Source organism: Slackia equolifaciens, from assembly GCF_003725995.1.
Taxonomy (GTDB): domain Bacteria; phylum Actinomycetota; class Coriobacteriia; order Coriobacteriales; family Eggerthellaceae; genus Slackia; species Slackia equolifaciens.
This window is the reverse complement of the sequence record NZ_QIBX01000003.1, coordinates 1-18880: the sequence shown is the minus strand read 5'-3', so window position 1 is coordinate 18880 and position 18880 is coordinate 1. Positions and strand designations below refer to the sequence as shown.

Annotated in this window: 13 protein-coding genes; 3 read left to right on the top strand and 10 right to left on the bottom strand. The window is 57.1% G+C overall.

Features of this window, described 5'->3' with window-relative positions; translation table 11 throughout:
* Positions 1–85: 85 nt before the first annotated feature.
* The 7 genes from DMP06_RS02925 to DMP06_RS02895 form a co-directional block, all read right to left on the bottom strand.
* Entirely contained in the window at positions 86–1501 is a 1416-nt protein-coding gene (locus DMP06_RS02925) for a sodium-dependent transporter (protein WP_123208254.1), read from the bottom strand.
* A gap of 185 nt (positions 1502–1686) precedes the next feature.
* The gene (gene whiA, locus DMP06_RS02920; protein ID WP_123208253.1) at positions 1687–2610 is read right to left on the bottom strand and encodes a DNA-binding protein WhiA; all 924 of its coding nucleotides are present in this window, start codon (positions 2608–2610) and stop codon (positions 1687–1689) included.
* A gap of 167 nt (positions 2611–2777) precedes the next feature.
* Entirely contained in the window at positions 2778–3923 is a 1146-nt protein-coding gene (locus DMP06_RS02915) for a gluconeogenesis factor YvcK family protein (protein WP_245962348.1), read from the bottom strand.
* A complete protein-coding gene (rapZ, locus tag DMP06_RS02910; protein WP_123208252.1) occupies positions 3923–4873 on the bottom strand; it encodes an RNase adapter RapZ in 951 nt (316 codons plus the stop codon). The genes DMP06_RS02915 and rapZ overlap by 1 nt, the downstream gene beginning before the upstream one ends.
* A gap of 84 nt (positions 4874–4957) precedes the next feature.
* Positions 4958–6997, bottom strand: coding sequence for an excinuclease ABC subunit UvrC (gene uvrC / locus DMP06_RS02905; RefSeq protein WP_123208251.1), 2040 nt, complete (start codon positions 6995–6997; stop codon positions 4958–4960).
* 162 nt (positions 6998–7159) lie between these two features.
* Complete coding sequence (locus DMP06_RS02900) at positions 7160–8377, bottom strand: L-lactate MFS transporter (protein WP_123208250.1); 1218 nt, start codon at positions 8375–8377, stop codon at positions 7160–7162.
* 268 nt (positions 8378–8645) lie between these two features.
* Positions 8646–10253: a helix-turn-helix transcriptional regulator gene (locus DMP06_RS02895; protein ID WP_161957800.1), complete on the bottom strand. Its 1608-nt coding sequence runs from the start codon at positions 10251–10253 to the stop codon at positions 8646–8648.
* Between the two features lie 304 nt (positions 10254–10557).
* Between DMP06_RS02895 and DMP06_RS02890 the strand changes: the two genes are divergently transcribed.
* Positions 10558–12747 carry an oxidoreductase gene (locus tag DMP06_RS02890; RefSeq protein WP_123208380.1) on the top strand — a complete coding sequence of 730 codons (2190 nt, stop codon included), beginning with the start codon at positions 10558–10560 and terminating at the stop codon, positions 12745–12747.
* A 101-nt stretch (positions 12748–12848) separates the two neighbouring features.
* Here the strand turns inward: DMP06_RS02890 and DMP06_RS02885 are convergent, their stop codons facing one another.
* Entirely contained in the window at positions 12849–14591 is a 1743-nt protein-coding gene (locus tag DMP06_RS02885) for a DUF2130 domain-containing protein (protein ID WP_123208379.1), read from the bottom strand.
* A 287-nt stretch (positions 14592–14878) separates the two neighbouring features.
* Entirely contained in the window at positions 14879–16417 is a 1539-nt protein-coding gene (locus DMP06_RS02880; protein WP_452585899.1) for a recombinase family protein, read from the bottom strand.
* 77 nt (positions 16418–16494) lie between these two features.
* Between DMP06_RS02880 and DMP06_RS02875 the strand changes: the two genes are divergently transcribed.
* Entirely contained in the window at positions 16495–16713 is a 219-nt protein-coding gene (locus DMP06_RS02875; RefSeq protein WP_002604486.1) for a hypothetical protein, read from the top strand.
* A gap of 128 nt (positions 16714–16841) precedes the next feature.
* On the top strand, positions 16842–17993 hold the full coding sequence (locus DMP06_RS02870; RefSeq protein ID WP_452585898.1) for a DUF6017 domain-containing protein: 1152 nt from the start codon (positions 16842–16844) through the stop codon (positions 17991–17993).
* A gap of 2 nt (positions 17994–17995) precedes the next feature.
* On the opposite strand, the gene DMP06_RS02865 is transcribed toward DMP06_RS02870, so the two are convergent.
* A complete protein-coding gene (locus DMP06_RS02865; protein WP_425458579.1) occupies positions 17996–18331 on the bottom strand; it encodes a helix-turn-helix transcriptional regulator in 336 nt (111 codons plus the stop codon).
* Positions 18332–18880 lie beyond the last annotated feature (549 nt).

The following is an 18880-nucleotide window of genomic DNA, read 5'->3' as shown; positions in this document are numbered from 1 at the left end:
TGGACTGGAAGAGGAAAAGAGGATGGGGGTTCAAGGGGGAAGGAGGAAAGGACCCATCCTTTCCTCCTTCCCCCTTGCATAAGCCCTACGCCCCAAACCACACGGCAAACTTGGGCGCATACCCCATGATGAAGATAATGATGATCAGCACAGGAATCCCGTACTTCACCCAAAGCCTGCTCCATGCAGGGAACTTCATCCCCTGGCCAGCATCGGCCTCGGCGAGAAACTTGTCCCAACCCCAACCGTAGCGGGTCGTGCAGAACAGCACGAAAATGAGCGAGCCCAAAGGAAGCATATTGTTAGACACCACAAAGTCCTCGAGCGTCTGGATGTCGCCTATGCCGGGCACCGTGAATCCAGACCACAGATTGAAGCCAAGCGCACAAGGAAGACTCAGGGCAATAACGAGCGCTCCATTGACCAGTACGGCCTTGGTGCGACTCATGCCCCACTTGTCCATCGAAAAGCTGATGAGGTTTTCGAACACGGCGATTACGGTTGAAAGCGCCGCAAAGCTCATGAACACGAAGAAGAGCGCGCCCCATACGTTGCCCAAAGGCATTTGGCCGAACACTACAGGCAGCGTCACAAACACCAGAGACGGATCGGAATCAGGCGTTACGTCATAGGCGAAGCATGCAGGGAAGATAATCAAGCCAGCGAGAATGGCGACGAGCGTGTTCAGCACGGTCACATTCACGGCCTCGCCGGTAAGGCTGCGCTCGCGGCCCACCTTGGAACCGAAGATCTCCATGGCGGCGATGCCCAACGACAGGCTGAAGAACGCCTGACCCATTGCGGCGTACACCGCCTCGCCAAAGGTGGACCATCCGCCTTCAAACATGCGACTGAAGTCGGGAATCAGGTAGAACGCTATGCCCTCGCCTGCACCCGGCAACGTCATCGCGCGGATGCACAGCGCAATCATTGCCACGAACAGAATGGCCATCATCCACTTGGTGATGCGCTCCACGCCCTTTTGAAGACCCATCGCGCAAATCACAAACCCAATGAGCACGGCAACGAGCATCCAGGCAATGAGCTCGCTCGGATTGGCGAGCATCGCGTTGAACGCCTCGCCCGTCACCGCAGCATCGGCCCCGTTGAACATGCCCGAAGCCATCTTGGGGATGTACGCCACCATCCATCCGGCAACGGTGGTGTAGAACATCATGAGAATCATGCAGCCGATGTAGCCCCACCAGCTAAACCAGTGAAAGCGGCGCTTGGGCTCCAGAATATCAAACGCCTGAGCGCAGCTCTTCTGGCTGGCGCGCCCCACGGCGAACTCCATAACCATTACGGGCAGGCCTAGAATAACGAGGAAGATCAGGTACAGGAGCACGAATGCGCCGCCGCCATACTCGCCCGTGATGTAGGGAAAACGCCACACGTTGCCCAAGCCGATAGCGCAGCCAGCGGCTACGAGGATGAAGCCTATACGCGACGCGAAATGCTCGCGCCCCTTTGCTTCAGCGGGCTGATTGTTTTCAGCCATGGTGACTCCTTGCTAGCGTCTTACGCCCACTGCGATCGACGCGCTCTCTCAAGCGACAGAAACGCTCAAGATTCTACCACCCCAAATGGACAGATTACAAAAATAGTCCACCCGAAACGCATCTCGAAACACGCCGGAAACATTCACATGCGCAAGATTTACCGAGTCGAATGCCTCGTGCGGAATCAAAGGTCTTTCGCCAGCTGCTCCAGACGCCGCACGCGATGATAGACAGCGCTCTTGGACAGAGGCGGATTGGCGCGCTCGCCCAGCTCCTTAAGACTGGCGTTGGGATACTGCAGACGCAGACGCACGAACTCCTGCAGCCCCGGCGCCAAATCGGCCACCTTGCCGCTCTCGGCCAGCTTGCGGATGCTCACGATCTGCTCCACCGCCGCCTCGGAGCTCTTCGCCTGATTCGCCACCTCGGCGTTCACCTTGCGGTTCACGTTGTTGCGCACGCTCTTGCGCACACGTTCGTTTTCCATGCGCAGCGCGCTTTGATGCGCCCCCACAAACGCCAGAAAGTCGGAGATTGCCGTACCGCTTTTGAGATACACAATAAAGGAGCTGCGACGCTGAAGAATGCGCGCAGAGATGTCGCGCTCCGCTAGCAGCGACACGATGCCGTTTGCCATCTCCTCGCTTGCCACGGTAATCTCGAAATGGAAATCGCCGCGTGGGTCGGCGATAAATCCGCTCCCTAGAAACGCACCGCGCAGGTACGCCGCGGCGCAACAGGTCTTTTCCACGAGCTTTTCGTCGATACCCATCTCAAGCCCCGCCTCGCCCAACACGCCCAGGTCGCGCAACGCAGCCTCAAGCTTTGGCTGAGAGGGCACCGTGATAAGAAAGTTAGGGGTTTTATGCAAAACGCTGCGACGCACCGTGAGCTCCGTCCGCAAGGCATAAATCTGGTGAAGCGAGCGAATGACCAGGCGCGCCACCGAGCTGATTTCGGTAGCCACCTCAAGACGGTACTTGCCCGGACCAGAAAAGAACAGCGTGCCCTCGATGCGCACAAGGGCGGCGAGGGTGGCCTTGTCGCAGTGGCTGCATCCAGGCAGCACGCGCGTGAGCTCGTCTTTTACTTCTGAGGTGAACGACATGATATATGGTTTCTAGCTTTCTCTGTATATACGAAATAATGGAGACTGGCCGCAGAACATGACCGTCGGCATTGTCCATCGCTGACAGCGCGCTTGCGACTCATGCCTGCCGCGTCTTCCGCCCCCGCTCAAATTGACATCCGAGCGTCGGCAGACAACGGCAGCGGTCAGCGGATGCCGCGAGCGCGTGACAGCCTGATCACGGAGCGGAACGCATCGCGCAACGCCTCGGGGTTATGCCACGTGGGACGCAGCGGGTCGACAACGTTGCGCACGAGCACCACGGTGCCGCGGTCCTGGATGGCGCATGCATCGGCGTAATCGGCGCGAACAGGCCTAATGACCGGCATCGCGCCTTCGTCGCGCTTCATGCGGAACCTCTCCACGGAATGCTCCAAAGCCGGCGCATCGGCACGTGAGCCGCTCGCCGAAGGCCTGAGCGCTCCAGGGCTATGGATGAGCATGTAGTCGATCAGCCCGCCCATGCCATGGCGCTCGAGCGATTCGTAATGCTCCAGAGCCGAAAGGCCCCAGGTTTCGCCCTGCATGTCGGCGAGCGAGCATACGAACAGCGTCACGCCGCACGAAGCGCGGATCGCATCGGTCACGCCGGGCACGAGCAAGTTGGGGATGATGGACGTAAACAGCGACCCCGGACCCAACACAATCAGATCGGCCTCGCGAATCGCATCGAGCGCGGGCCCGTACGCATGGATGGGCTCATTGGATTCCAGCCACACGCGGCGCAGCGCCGTACGCGATTTACACGCCGCCGCCTGCCCGCTAATGCGCACCCCGTCGTAGGTTTCGGCGCATAGACGCACGTGTTCGAGCGTAGACGGAAACACATGCCCGCGCGAGCCCAGCAGCCTGCCGCAGATGGCAATGGCCTCGGGCAGAGAGCCAGTTGCATCCTCCAACGCCGAGAGCATGAGATTTCCGAGCGTATGGTTGCGAGCAAACGAAAATCGGCATTTGAACGCACGTGTCAGCGGATCGCCGTCGTTAGCTGCCATCGCGGCGAGGCACTTACGGATGTCGCCTGGAGGAAGCACGCCGGCCTCCTCGCGCAGGATGCCCGTCGAACCGCCGTCATCCGCCATAGCCACCACGGCCGACACGTCGGCCTCAAGCGTAAGCAGCGTGCGTATAGACACGGGAGCGCCCGTGCCGCCGCCGATCACGACGGCCTTGACGGGGGCCGCGGTATCGTGGAGCACCGTATCCCCCACCTTCTCGCGCAGGCGCGCGAAGGCAGCCGTGGCCGCAGGGTCGTACTTGAAGGGGCGGCTCATATCGGTGGAGCCGTCCATTACGCCTCCTTCTTCTTGGGGGCGGGAACGGGCTCGAGCGCCGATTTCACCGATTCAGCAAGCGCCAAGTCGCGATGCGAAACGCTCACGCGATAGCCCTTTGTCTTCAGGTGGTCGCCCGTGGCCTCTGCAATCGCAACGCTGCGATGTTGACCGCCCGTGCATCCCACCGCGATAGCCAGCTGCTGCTTGCCCTCTTTCACGTAGCCCGGCATAACCACGTCAAGCAGGCCTTTCCACTTATCCAGAAAATCAACCGTCTCATCGCGGAACATCACGAAGTCGCGCACAGGAGCATCGAGCCCGGTAAGGGGACGCAGCGTGGGATCGTAATAGGGGTTAGGAAGAAAGCGCACGTCCATCACGATGTCGGCATCGTCGGCCGCGCCGTGCTTGAAGCCGAACGAATACACCGTGACAGCGAGCCCCTCGCGCTCGCCGTTAGTGGAGAACAGCTCGCGAATACGCGAGCGCAGCTGCATAGGGAGCAGTTCGGTGGTGTTGATCACGTCGTCGGCGCCGGAGCGCAGCGAGAACAGAAGCGCACGCTCGGCTTCGATGCCCTGCGCGATGGTCATGCCTTCTTCGCACAGCGGATGACGGCGGCGGCTCGCCTTGTAGCGCGCCACGAGCTTATCGTCATCGGCATCGAGAAACAGGACGCGATACTTCACGCCGCGTTCGCGTAGCTCATCGAGCTCGCCCTCGAGATCGGCGAAGAACGCCTTGTTGCGCGCGTCGCACACCACCGCCAAGCGACGCGTCTTGTCGGTGTCGGAGGCAGTGGCTACAGCAAGGAGGTTGGAGATGAGGCTTGCCGGAAGGTTGTCGATACAGAAATAGCCGAGGTCCTCGAACGCGTGCATCGCCTCGGTGCGGCCCGCGCCGCTCATGCCGGTGATGATCACCAGGCCGTTGCGCTCATCCGCGCCGACGATCGTCTCACCCATCACGAACACCTTTCTCTTCGATTCCGCCGAATCTAGGATATGCTGCCATTGTGCGCCTCGAGGGCGCGTTCCATGTAATCGAAATCATTCCTCGCGCAATGCCTCAACCCGAATGTCGCTTTCTGAGGCGGCTCGGTCTTCAAACGTCGAGTCATCTGAGAACGCCGAGTTGCCCTCGAACGTCGCCCCGCCTCCGTCGAGCGGCCTTGAGGCTCGCTCATTATACTGCGTCAGCACCGCGAACACCTCTTCCGCCACCTCGTCGGGCACAGCGCGGCTCGCTTTAATGTCATCAAGCGACGCCTCGCGCAGCTTGCGAAAACCGCCCATCGCTTTGAGCAGCGCCTTTTTGCGCACGGGACCCAAGCCCACAACGTCGTCCAGTATCGATTTGGTCATGCCCTTGCCGCGCAGCTCGCGGTGGAACGTGATTGCGAAGCGATGGCTCTCATCGCGCACGTGTTTGACCAGGTACAAAGACGCCGATCCGCTCGGCAGCACCACCGGGCCGGTCTCCTGCCACGGAACGAACAGCTCCTCGTCGCGTTTAGCCAGACCGGCCATAGGAATATCGGTGATTCCCATGGATGCCAGCTGCTCCATGGCGGCCGAAAGCTGAGGCTTACCGCCGTCGAGAATCAGCAGGTCGGGCTTTTTGCCGAAACGCTCATCGGCCATGCGCTCGGGGGCATAGCGCCTCCCAAGCACCTCCTGCATGCTGAGGAAGTCGTTCGCCTCGTCAAGCGGGGTCTTGATCTTAAACCGGCGGTACTGATTCTTGTCGGGACGACCGCCCGTGAACACCACCATAGATGCCACAGTATAGGAACCATGGATGGTGGAAATGTCGAAGCATTCGATGCGCATGGGCGGAGCGTCGAGCGCGAGTGCGCTTTCCAGCTGAAGAAGCGCGTCGTTGATTCGCTTGTCCTCATAATTGGTGCGCACCTTGTAACGATTGAGCGTATGACCGGCGTTTTTTCGAGCCATGGCCAAAAGCTCCGCCTTCTCGCCGCGGCGAGGAACCGTAAAGCGCACCTTGGCCCCATGCGGGCTTGCGAGCTTGCGCGTAAGCCATTCCTCCATAGCGGGCGCATCTTCGAGCTCGGTTTCCACGATGACCTCGTGCGGGATGGACTCGGTAGCGTCGTAGTAACGCAGCAGGAAGTTATGCAGCAGGTCTTCGTCGGGCACATCACGGCCGCGATCGAGCACGAACTCGTTACCGTTGATGATGCGACCCTCGCGAATCATGAACACATGCACGCCCGCGATGGTCTCCTCGCGCTCGATGCCAATGACATCGGCGTCGAGATTGCGGGAAGAAACCGCATGCTGGCGGTCGGAAAGCGCATTGATGGTATCGATGCGCTGCTTGACTCGCCCGGCACGCTCGAAATCGAGCTCGGAAGCAGCGGCTCGCATCTCTTGTTCAAGCTCATCAATGAACTCGCGGCGGTTGCCCGCAAGGAAGCGCTCGATGCGCGAAACGTTTTTGGCGTACTCCTCGGGGGTGACCCACCCGCAGCAGGCCCCCGGCCCCAGCCCCACATGAGCATCGAAACACGGGCGCGTTCCCTCCTCGGAAAGAAACGCGTCAAGGGATCCGCTATCGAGCTTACGCTTGAGTCGGCGCCATTCAGCGCAGCGTGCGGCGCATAGGGGCACTACCTTGCGCGCGATATCTACGAGTTCACGGGCGGCACGACTGTCGGTGTACGGTCCGAAATACCGGGTGCCTTCCACGTGCTTCTCACGCGTGTATTTGATAGCAGGAAACACATCGCCCTTGGTGAGGGCAATGAATGGATAGCTTTTGTCGTCTTTGAAGTCGGCATTGAAAAACGGCGCATACTGACGAATCAGATTCTTCTCCAGCACCAGCGACTCGTGCTCGTTCTCGACGACGATGTACTCGAACGAATCAATCTGTTCGAGCATCATGGGAATCTTGGCGCGCTCATCCTGGCCCATAACGTATTGCTTCATGCGAGCGCGAAGCTGCTTGGCTTTGCCTACGTATATGACCTGGCCGTTTTTATCTTTCCACAGATAGACGCCCGGCAGCGTTGGCACACTTGCCAGTTCTTGCTTGATTTCCTGTATGCGTTTCTGGTTGCTCATGCGTAAAAGTATAGGCCAAGCAACGCACGGGGCGACTGGGCGCATCGAGCCGCCACCGAACAACCACGCGCCCGCGCGTGCCTACACACAGCTGATGTCAGCACGCACGGCGATGCAAGACCTTCCCTCGATTGTCGACAACGCAGCAGCGAATCCCGGTGTCTACGATGCGCGCATTCTCTTCGACAGAATCACGGCGACGGCGAGAAAAACCAGCCCGAAAGCCGCCAGAGCGCCTGCCACCGTGAATGCAAGGTCGTAGGAACCTGTAGCCGTAACCACGGTGGCCGCAAGCGACGGGCCTACGAACGATGCTACCGTATAACCCGAGAACAGCACCGCATAGTTGAAACCAAAGTTCTTCAGGCCGAACATATCGCCGCAGATGGAGGGCATGACGGTCATCACGCCGCCGAAGCACACCCCCACAAGGAACAAAACGACGCTGAACGATACGAAGGAATGCGCCGAGGAGAAGAAAACGAGCATGACCACGCACGTCACGGCAAGAGAAGCGCCCAGCATAGTGAAGCGCCCGAGCTTGTCGGAGAGGGCGCCTAAGCCAAGCCTTCCCGCAAAGCTTGCAACCGCGAGAAGCCCCACGGTCACGGCGGCGTCGCTCGACGAAAGCCCCGCCAGCTGCTGGCCGATGGTGGCGGCATGGCCCGTCATCATGAGCCCCGATGTTGCCGCCATCACGAAAGCCGCCCACAGCATATAGAAAATCGGGGTTTTGAGCATATCCTTGGCAGTGAAATCGCGTGAGGCACGCTGGCTCGATTCCTCGCTTTGGGTCCAGCCCGATGGCGCCCAGCCCTCGGGCGGCGCGACGGCGAACCGAGTGGCCACGATAAACGCGAGAGCGAATCCGACGCCGCAAATCCTGAAGCATGCGGAGGTGTCGAACGCCTCGATGAGCGCATTGCCGAGCGGCGCGAACAACAGAGGCGCAAGTCCTGCGCACCCGATGCAAATGCCGTTGGCAAGACCCTTCTTATCGGGATACCACTTGGTGGCAACCGACATGGAAACGTTGTACACCACGCCGTCGCAGAAGCCGCCTAGCACGCCGAAGCAGATGTAGAGCATGGGGAGCGACGTGGCGAACGAGGTGAGTATCCATGCGAGCGCGAACCCCATGCCGCCCGCCGTCAAAAGCACACGTGAAGAGACGACCCGTTGAAGCCATCCGCCCGCGAGCGTGGACATGCCGAGCGTGAAGGTGTAGATCGAATACGCGAGCGAGACCTCCTGCGCAGACCACCCATGTTCTGCCATAAGCGGCGCATTGAACACGCTCCACATGTAAAATGCCCCGATGATGAAGCAGCACAACGCCGCCGACACAAGCGGCAGCACCCTGTTACGCGGTTGCGCCATAAGATCCCCTCCGATTCGATCGCCCGAAGAAAGCCCGCCCTCGGATACCCCAAGAGTCTGCCCCAGTGTAGATTTCACCGATCGGTATGGAACTATATAAACAAGGCGAGCGCCGCTCAATCGGCAATCAAGCAGTAACCGGCCTCACTGCGTCGCATGATTTTAAGTATTTTCGAAAACTGACCCTTGCGAGTAGCGGAATCGCAGAACAGAACGCTACATCCTTGCCGAGCGAGCTCCTGGAACGCTCAAAACAGCCGCCGCAGGCCTATTCGGACTCAAGCTGGATGCTCTCCACAAGATCGATCAGCTCCTGTTTGCTGTGCACGCCAAGCTTGGTGTAGAGCGTCTTGCTGTGGCTGCGAATGGTGTTCTCCGAGAGCACGAGTTGAGAGGCAAGGTAGGCGACATTGCGTCCGTGGGCGAACGCCACGAGCACGTCGGTCTCGCGAGGACTAAGCCCGCGTTGACTCGCCAGCACCATGCATCGCCGCTCAATGGGATCCGGTCCATCAGATGGGATGGGATCGCTCGATGCGACGCCTTCCTGGACGCCGCCTTTCAAAGCGGAATCGCTCCCCTCGAAACTCGCTCGCACGGCGTCGGCCAAACCTTGCCGCTCGATATCATCACCGCCACGCTGCGCTTCCGCGCTGAAGGAGTCGCGCGCATGACGCTCCATTAGGACAAACGCCATGGCAAGGATATAAAGAACGACGAGGATGCAAACGACCACGACTCTGGAGTCAACCACATTGCCGCCGAGCAAAACGATACCAAGCAGCGTCGCAATGGCAAAAACAAGGTATACCAAGCCAGCGAAAAGCCCGAATGCCGACACCGGAGAAACGCCGCGTTCTTTTGCCGCATCGATACAGATAGGAAGCATCAACGCTGAAACAATGAAATAGATGGCGAAAACAGTGGCGCCCACAGGTAGAGCAAGCATATCCCCCGCAAGCGAAAGTGCAAGCAGCAGCGTTGCCACAATGGGAAACAAGACGCGGAACAGCGACGGAATCGAGATGCTACTTGCAAAGCTCTCGCCTGTGCGCTTATTCGCAAGGAGCAAAACGATAGATCCAATCGCGACGCCAGCAAGGCCGAAGGTATTCACGTCCGCGCTCGTTTCGGGCACAAGGAGCAGGGCGAGCATGCGGGTAATGGCCACCGAAAAGGCAATCGAGGCCGCACAGTAAAGCGGGTTACGGACAGCCTTCATCGTTTCGGCCAATGCAGCAACGCCCGAACTCGGCTGAGTGGGCGAAGCGCCTCGCTGGTCTCCCGCGCCCCCGTTCCCCCTTCGCGCTTTAAAGAACAGCCCAAGGGAGCACGCCGCAATCACAGCAAGCACGCAGAAGGCTGCCGCCAAAAAACGAGGCACAGCAAGATTGAGAATGAGATGGGCAAGCGCCGCCACCATGAGCGATATGGCAACGAGCTTCACTGACGAGTCACGATCGAACCACGCAAATGCATCGGCCCACGTGGCGCACGCAAGCCCCAAGCCAACGCCGGCCATTACCGCGAGAGCGCAGACGTGAACCCCAGACGCGGAAGGCGCAAGACCCAGGAGCATGTAGGCGATGACGACAACGATATGCGCCGCGGCGCCAACCGGAACAACCGCACGGTCTCTATGACGAAATGACGCACGGGCGGCAACGAACCCCACTATCAAAAGCGAAAACCCGATTGCCGAACACAGGGGCACAGACCACCAAAACAAGACATCGGAAACGCCGAAGCCCATACGCTCCCCCAGAGGAAGACCGCCCCACAGAACCAGTTGAAGCAGACAGAGGAGCGAGGCATAGCCTACGCACGCACACACACGAGTGACGTCGAAGCCCTCCCCTTTTTCTGAGACCGTCATGCGTTTGTCCTCCCCCACAACGCAATCTAGAACCATTGACTCCGTACAGTTTGCCACAAACGAGTCATCTATTCGTTTGCTTTTTGCTCCCGCGCATCTCCAAACCGTGTAATTCACCAATCGGGTGTGAGGCGGATGACGTGGCGTTTCGTGTATCACGCGCGATGCTTTGCGGTCATTTGCGCATCCACACAATGTTCACCAAGCTCATGTGAAGCGCACAACCGTGCGCGACGCTAATCTATCCAAGCGTCGCGCTGTTCAGAAAAGCGCGACGTTCGAAAGCACGATAAAGGAGGGTATTATGGAATTCTCGCGTCGTCAGTTCCTCGCGGGCATCGGCGTCGCGGGCGCTGCGGCAGCTGGAGCCGGCCTCGTCGGTTGCGCGCCTCAGCAAACGCAAACGTCGACGACAACCGAAGAAACGGCAACCGAAGAGCTTCTGCACACCGCTTACGTCAATCCCCAGGACTACGATTATCGTGGCAACACCACCGACTTTGCCACGCTTCTTTCGCCCTGGAAACTAGGATCTATCGAAATAGGCAATCGCATGGCGAAATCCGCCGCCGGCTCGGCATGCTACCTCGCCGGCTACACCGATGAGCTGTTCGAGTATTACCTTAATTTCGCAAAGGGTGGCGTCGAGATGATCTGGGTCGAGGGAGAGTTCCTCCCTACGGGCGACTTCACCGATGAGGTCATCTCTTTTGGAAAGAGGCTCTCTGAGGCATGCGCAGAATACAATGCCCATCTCGGATGCCAGTGGGCCTTCTCGGGCGACGTGCCCAACATGACCGTCGATGACATCCTCGCCGCAGAAGAACGCGCCGTGACCGTTGCCAAGAACCTGCAGAGCATGGGCTTCGAAGCTATGGAAATCAATGCGGCAGGCTTTAACCTGGGTTCGCACTTCCTTTCGCGCTACCACAACACGCGAACCGACGACTACGGCATAGGCAGCCTCGAGAACCGTGCGCGTTTCGTCGTGGAATGCATCCAGAAAATCAAAGAGGCCTGCGGTGATGACTTCGCGGTTCAAATCCTGATCGATTGCATCGAGGAGCTGGATAATATCACCAACAACCCCACGCTCATGACCCTCGACAATCAGGTTACCGCGTTCCAGACGAAAGCGACCACCATCGAAGAGGGCATTGAGTTCGCGAAGATGTTCGAAGCGGCCGGCGCCGATTCCATGCATCTGCGCCTTGGCCCGCTGGGCAACCACCCCTGCCAGTTTGCAAGCGACCTCTACTTCATCCTCAATGGCATCGAAGGCGCAAGCGGCTTTGCTACGCAGTTCGATTTCAATAAGCATTTCCAGGGTGCGCTTATCGGCAACCACAGCGGCGCAGGCATGCTGCTCGATGTCGTCGCACGGTATAAAGAGCAGCTGAGCATTCCTTGCGGAACCGTGACCTACATGGACCCTGCGCATGCCCCCGATTTCTTCGAGCAGGCGCTCGCCGATGGCAAATGCGACTTCTACCTGATGAACCGTCCGTTCACCGTTGATACCGAGTATGTCAACAAACTCAAGGAAGGCCGCCTGGACGAGATTGCTCCCTGCACGCGTTGCCTCCACTGCCACATCGGCAGCAATGAGATGAATGCCCAGATGGGCTACTGCCGCGTAAACGCCTTGACCCAGCGCGTGATGCGCGAGGGCGGCCCCTCCACCTACGAGGTTCCTGCGGCAGAAACCACCAAGAAGGTCATGGTCATCGGCGGAGGCCCCGCTGGCATGGAGGCAGCTCGAATCGCCGCGCAGCGCGGTCACAGCGTTACCCTCTACGAGAAAAGCGGCGCACTAGGCGGAAAGCTCGAATTCGCCTCCAACGTCAAGGGCCCCCATGAGAACCTGACCGACCTTTCCGCTTACCTCTCTCGCCAGCTTGAGGTGAACGGCGTTTCCGTCGAGCTCAACAAGGAGGTCGACGCCGCTTTCATCGACTCCGAGGCCCCCGATGCCGTGATCCTTGCCGTAGGCGGCAAGCGTCCCGAGGCGCCTGTTTCCGGCAACGACTCGGTTCAGGTGGTTGATTTCGACAGCTTCATGATGACCGAGATGGGTGACAACGTGGTCGTCTGGGGCTCGAACGCCCAAGCGTTCGACTGCGCACTGTGGCTCACCGTTCACAAAAAGAACGTCGTCATCGTAACGCCAAGCGCCAATGAGGAGCTTGACATGCAGCAGTCGCAGCACGCCATTCGCTTCATGACCACTGCACTCTATGCTCTTGGCCTGCGCGTTTGGCCCAGCTCTTCCATCCAGGAGGTTGGCGACGGGAGCATCACCATCCAAACCGAAACGGGCACGACGGTAAGCATCCCCTGCGACGCCATCGTGAACGCGGGCGACATGCTGCCCGACACGTCCCTGATCGACGGCTGCTCCGTATCCGAAACCTACGCGGTGGGCGATTGCAACGAACCGTTTAACATCGCTCTTGCTATCCGCTCCGGTAACGACGCCGGCCGCACAGTCTAATCCTATCGATAGCCTTCTCCCCTCCCGTTGTTCGCACCATGCGAACGAAAAAGGCCGCTCGCATCCCTCCCGCGAGCGGCCTTGCTTTGCCCTATGCGCCTTTATTCCTCTTCCTCGATGATGCGTGCGCGGGCCTCATCGGCCGGATCAGGCAGTCCGGCGGCTGCACGCTCTTCCGCGAGCTGAGCAAACTTCTCCTTCATAGTGGGGTTGTTGCGCGTCAAGCGCTTGATGGAAAGGTCCTGCGCTTTGTCGTTGGCTAGGCGAAGGTTGCGTTCGCTGCCCAGCAAGTTCTCCTTGATCTTTTGCAGATGGTCGATCGATTTGTCGATCTCGTCAATCGCGGCCTGGAATTTCCTGCTGGCCAGATCATAATTGCGCCCGAACTTGGCCTTGAAATCCTCCATCTGCTCCTCGAAATGCGTGATATCGATGTTCTGATTGCGCATCTGGGCAAGCTCCGCCTTGTATGTCATGGCCGAAAGAGCCGCGTTGCGCAGAATGGAAATCATGGGAATGAAGAACTGTGGACGAATCACGTACATCTTCTCATAGCGATACGACATGTCTACAATGCCTTCGTTGTAGAGCTCGTTGTCGGGCTCCAGCAACGTGACCAGCACCGCGTACTCGCAGCCCTTCTTGCGCCGATCAGAGTCGAGCTTTTTCAGGAAATCCTCGTTCTTGTGCTTATGGGTCGAGTCTTCGGATTCATTCTTCATCTCGAACATGATGGACAGGATCTCATTACCCTCGTCATCGGACTCGCGAAACACGAAATCGCCCTTCGTTCCGTCCACTACATCATTGTCCTTTTCGAAATACGCGCGCGGGAATGCCGTCGCGCGGATTTTGTTGAACTCGATCTCGCAGTGCTGCTCAAGCGATTCGCCGACCATCTTGGTGGATAGGCGCGCCTTCATATCTTTGTAGCGAGCGATTTCCTCATCTTTATAAGACAGGAGCTGATCTTTTTGTTTGAGTTCTTCGGCCATCTTGGCTTGAAGCGCGGCCATGTTGCGCTCGCTCTCTGCTTGGGCGAGCTGCATCTTGGTGGCAAGGTCATCGCGTTCACGCTCGGCCTTCATGCGCGCCTCCGCGACCGCGAGTTCCTTCTGCGCATCGAACGCGCTCTGCTGACCGGACAGCTGTTGACGCTGCTCGGCGATGGTGCGTTCCAATTCCGCTTCGCGCGATGCCGCTTTCTGCGCCAGCTCCGCTTCACGGGAGGCAGCCTTTTGCGACAGCTCGGCTTCGCGCGCCGCAGCCTGCTGGACAAGCTCCGCTTCGCGAAGCGCCGCCTGCTGACGAAGCGTTTCCTCTTGGCCGGAAAGCCTTTGCTTGAGCGCTGCAACTTGGGCATCGAGCTGCGCGGTCGCATTCGCGAGAGCTTTCTCATATTCCGCCTGCGCCACATTCTCGGCCGCGCGACGGTCACTCTCCTGCTGAGCTATCTGCGCCTTGAGCTGAGCGATTTCGGCGTCTCGCTGCGAAACGGCGGACTGCAGCGACTTCTCATGCTCGGCAGCCTCGGCGCGCGACGCGGCCTCATGTTGCGCCTTCACCGCCTCCATCTTTGCTTTCATCTCTCGGCGAGCCTCATCCAAGCTCATCGAGAGCTCCGCGATCTTGGCATCGCGCGCTGCGGCGGCTTTCGCCGCCTGGCCCTGGGCCTGCTGAACGGCGAGCTCCACCGCCTGGCGCTTGCCCTCCTCCATAAGCGCCTCGCGCTGCGCAATCTCTTTATCGAATTCTTCCGTGCGCACCTGGCGCAAGATGTCATTGAACTCGCTCTCGTCGACCTGGAACACCTTGCCGCAATGCGGACACTTAATTTCGCTCATGCGCCCTCCAAACGTTGCCGCCAAATGGTTTGCACCATTATGCACCAATTGCAGCTGACGCATGTACCAAATCTGGGACGCAGAGAAAGAATAGGGATTGGCGCTCCGCACACCCCAATGGCCCTATCGTCGCGACGGCATCCCTGGATTTCGCATCCGCACAATCCCGTATCCCGCCCGATTCGGACCCGCGGCCTTTTGCTAATGTGCGATAAAGAAGTAATAGAAGTGTAAAAAATTTTGCCGTTCCTATCCGGCACTTAGGGCTGTGTCGGATAGGTCAGGCGTTAGGCTTCCGGCAAGTCTATCTTGCCGACAAAGCTGTAATAAATCTCAATGTCCTGCCTGCGGGTGCCGTTCTCGTCATAGCTGCACTCATGCACGACGATTTTCTCAATCATTTCCCGCAAGAGGGTGGGGGTCAATTCTTCAAAAGCAAGGTGCTTTCTCACAATCCCCATGAATTTCTCGGCGTTGACGGTGGCGGCCTGCGACTTGGAAAGTTCCTCCTGCAAAGCGGCAGCCCGGTCTTTCAGTTCCCGCTGCTCCTGCTCATAGTCCGCCGACAGCTCCATGAAACGCTCGTCGCTGATTTTGCCGCTTACATTGTCCTCATACAGCCGCTTGATAATGCGGTTCACTTCGGCAATGCGTGTCTGGGCCTGTTCAAGCTGCTTCGTGGCTGCGGCGGTCTTTCTCTTGCCGCCGATTTCGTTCTGCTGGATGAGCAGCTTTACAAAGCGGCTCTCATGCCTGGCGGCGTATTCCGTCACTTGCCGGAGATTGGAAAGCACGCCCGCCGTCAAAAGGTCGGTGCGGATAAAGTGTGCCGTACAGTCACGGGTACGCTTCTTGTAGCTGCCGCAGATATAACAGTCCTGCTTGCGGTTCTTGTTCTGATACCGCTGCTGATACAGCACATGGCCGCAGTCGGCGCAGAACAGCATACCAGAGAACAGCCCCACTTCATCATAGCGGTTCGGGCGTTTTCGCTGCTTGCGTAACTCCTGCACACGCTCCCATGTTTCCGTGTCGATAATCGGCTCATGGTGATTTGGGAAGATAGCCTGCTTCTCGATGGGGTTCTCAACGCTGTGCTTGACCTTGTAAGAGGGCTTCTCCGTCTTGAAGTTTACCAGACAGCCAGTGTACTCCCGGTTTTCCAGCAGATGGACGACGGTGTTTGTCGCCCACTTGCACTCATAGCCGGGGTGGTAGCGTCGGGTGCTGCCCGTCCTGCGGTATTCCAGCGTCCCCGGCGTGGGGATTTGCTGCTCCGTCAGCATACGGGCAATCTTGGTCGGGCCATTTCCCGCAAGGCAAAGCTGGTAAATCTGCCGGACAACCGGGGCGGCTTCCTCGTCAACGATATAGTTCTCGTCCTTGTCCATGAGATAGCCATAGACTGGCTTGCTGGTTACAGGCTTGCCGCTCATGCCTTTTGCTTTCTTTACTGCCTTGATTTTCTTGCTCGTATCTCTCACCAGCCATTCGTTAAATAAGTTCCGCAGAGGGGTAAAATCATTGTCCATGCCGCCGTTTGCGCTGTCCACGTTGTCATTGACAGCGATAAAACGCACGCCCTTTTGAGGGAACAGCATTTCCGTGTAAAATCCCACCTGCAAGTAATTACGCCCCAGCCTGCTCATGTCCTTGACTATGACGGTGCCGACTTTCCCGGCTTCAATGTCTGCAAGCATGGCTTGAAATCCGGGCCGCTGGAATAATGAGGTGTGATAGCGATAGCGGCAAAAAGCTAATAAAATCAATGGTTTTGCGGACAGCGGATAGACAGGGAATGTGTTAAAAACTGAATACGCACACAAACGGCGTTACCTTAACCCCTTTGGGGGAGAAAGTAACGCCGTTTTTTTATGCCCGCAGGAAAGGAGGTGCAGCCGGAATGTATTTCACAAAGGGCAAGCAGCGGGCGTTTGAATTGCTCATGCAGCAGAAGCCGGGATTTGACCGCTATCAATCCGGTTGTGCCGGAGATGATGAAGATTGCGGCACTTGCCGTTTCTACCGCCCCGGGTGGAAATATGAGTTTTGCGTTTTCAAAGAGTGTCCCTATTGCCCCGGCAAAAGGACGCGGAAAACGCACGCCAGCATGGACAAATAGACGGGCAAAAGCCCTTGTGCCATGCGGCTTTGCAGACGCGAAAACGGCAAAGGGCATATTGCAATACCAAAACAGCCGAAAACGGCTTTCTAATTGTCCACGCATACCAAGAGAGGAAGTGAGGAAATATGGCAGTTTTCAGAGTGGAGCGAAATACGGGATATACCGTTATGAGCAACCACCACTTGCGAAACAAGGAATTGTCCTTAAAGGCAAAGGGCTTGTTGTCGCAAATGCTTTCGCTGCCCGAAGATTGGGATTATACCCTTGCGGGCTTATCCCATATCAACCGGGAGAAGATCGACGCAATCCGCGAAGCGGTAAAGGAACTCGAAAAAGCCGGATATATCGTGCGCAGCCGGGAGCGCGACGAAAAGGGACGCTTGCGGGGCGCAGATTACGTCATATACGAGCAGCCGCAGCCGCGAGAGCCGGAAGCAGCTACCAGCGGCGGACAGCCGCCTATATTGGATTTACCTACATTGGAAAATCCAACATTGGATAATCCAACGTTGGAAAAACCTACGCAGGAAAAACCTACGTTGGAAAATCCAACATTGGATAATCCAACGTTGGAAAAACCTACGCAGGAAAAACCTACGTTGGAAAATCCAACGCAATTAAATAAAGATATATTAAGTAAAGAACAATCAATTACTGATTTATCAAGTACCGATTCCATTCCTTTCCATTCCCTAAACCCCTTGCCCTTTGCGCATGGCGAAGCGGCTACGCCGCCGGAAAGGAAAAGAACGGAAGCGAAAAGCAATAGCGCAGTAGAGATTTACAGGGAGATTATCAAGGACAATATCGAATACGACCATCTCATTCAAAACTGCAAAATTGACAAAGACCGTTTGGACGAGATTGTTGACCTTATGCTGGAAACCGTCTGCACAGCCCGAAAGACAATCCGTATTGCCGGGGACGACTACCCCGCCGAATTGGTGAAATCCAAGTTTTTGAAGCTGAACAGCAGCCATATTGAGTTTGTTTTGGATTGCATGAGGGAGAACACAACCAAAGTGCGCAACATCAAGCAGTATCTAAAAGCGGTGCTGTTCAACGCGCCGAGTACCATTTCCGCACCGCCTTTCGGTATAAGGGTTTGGGATTATCCCAACAAGCATTTTCCGCAAACGGGTACTCGTTTGCTGTGCTTGCTATCTACTCCATACCCCCACCGAAAGGCGGTATTTGTTGCGCGTTCCTTTGATTTTGGACGCAAAAAAAGATTGCAGCCGCCATGCGCTGCAATCTCCCGATTTCTCATATTGTGAGGTTAATCCTCTGCTTTTTCGACTTCCGTTATCTCCCTTGCTGTTGCGGTTACAATCCGTATGCCTTTATCGCTCATACCGTCCAGCAGCGCGTCAAGCTGCCGCCGCCCGGTGGATTTCTCCGCATTGCTGTTCGGGAAGAAAAATTGATCTACCGAAATATGATACCGGGTTACAAGGTCATAGAATACCTGTAAACTCGGCTGTTGTCCCTTGTTCTCGATATTCGCAAGGTAGCGCGGGGAAATATATAACTCGTCGCTTACCTTTTTGCGGCTCTCGCCGTATTCATTTCTCGCGGCTTTTATAGCTGCCCCGAAAGCCTTAAAGTCGTACAATGGTACGGGTCTTTTTGCCATTTTCATTCACCCTGTTACATTTTACAGTTCACCTTTCTTTTTGGATATGTCCACACAATTCATATCATTAGGTTAAATACTTCCTGTTGTGTATTGACAGTAGACTGATTTTCTGATAAAATAAAATTTATGTAAAAGGAGGCGGCGTTTATGTTGCATAGCATGCGTATTAGATAAGCATTGAAAAAAAGGATTTTCCCATTTTCAACATGGGCTTTTTTGTCATGCTTATTTTGCGGATGCTATACAAAAAACTAACGACGTATAGATATAGTATAGACATAGTGCAAGCTATGCCTTAGTTTTGTTGTACTGCTCTGTGCATTATAAATGCAGGTCAATGCTCATGTTGAGGATTGACCTGCATTTTTTTGTGTAAAAAGGACGAGTGAAATATAATGGGGACCGCGGACGTTTTCTTGTACATCCTACAGCACCGGATAGCCCAGCGCCGCGCGGCGCTCGTCCGGGGTGAGCCACCCGAGCTTCTGGGATATGCGCCCCTCGCGGAACCAGCGCATCCACTCG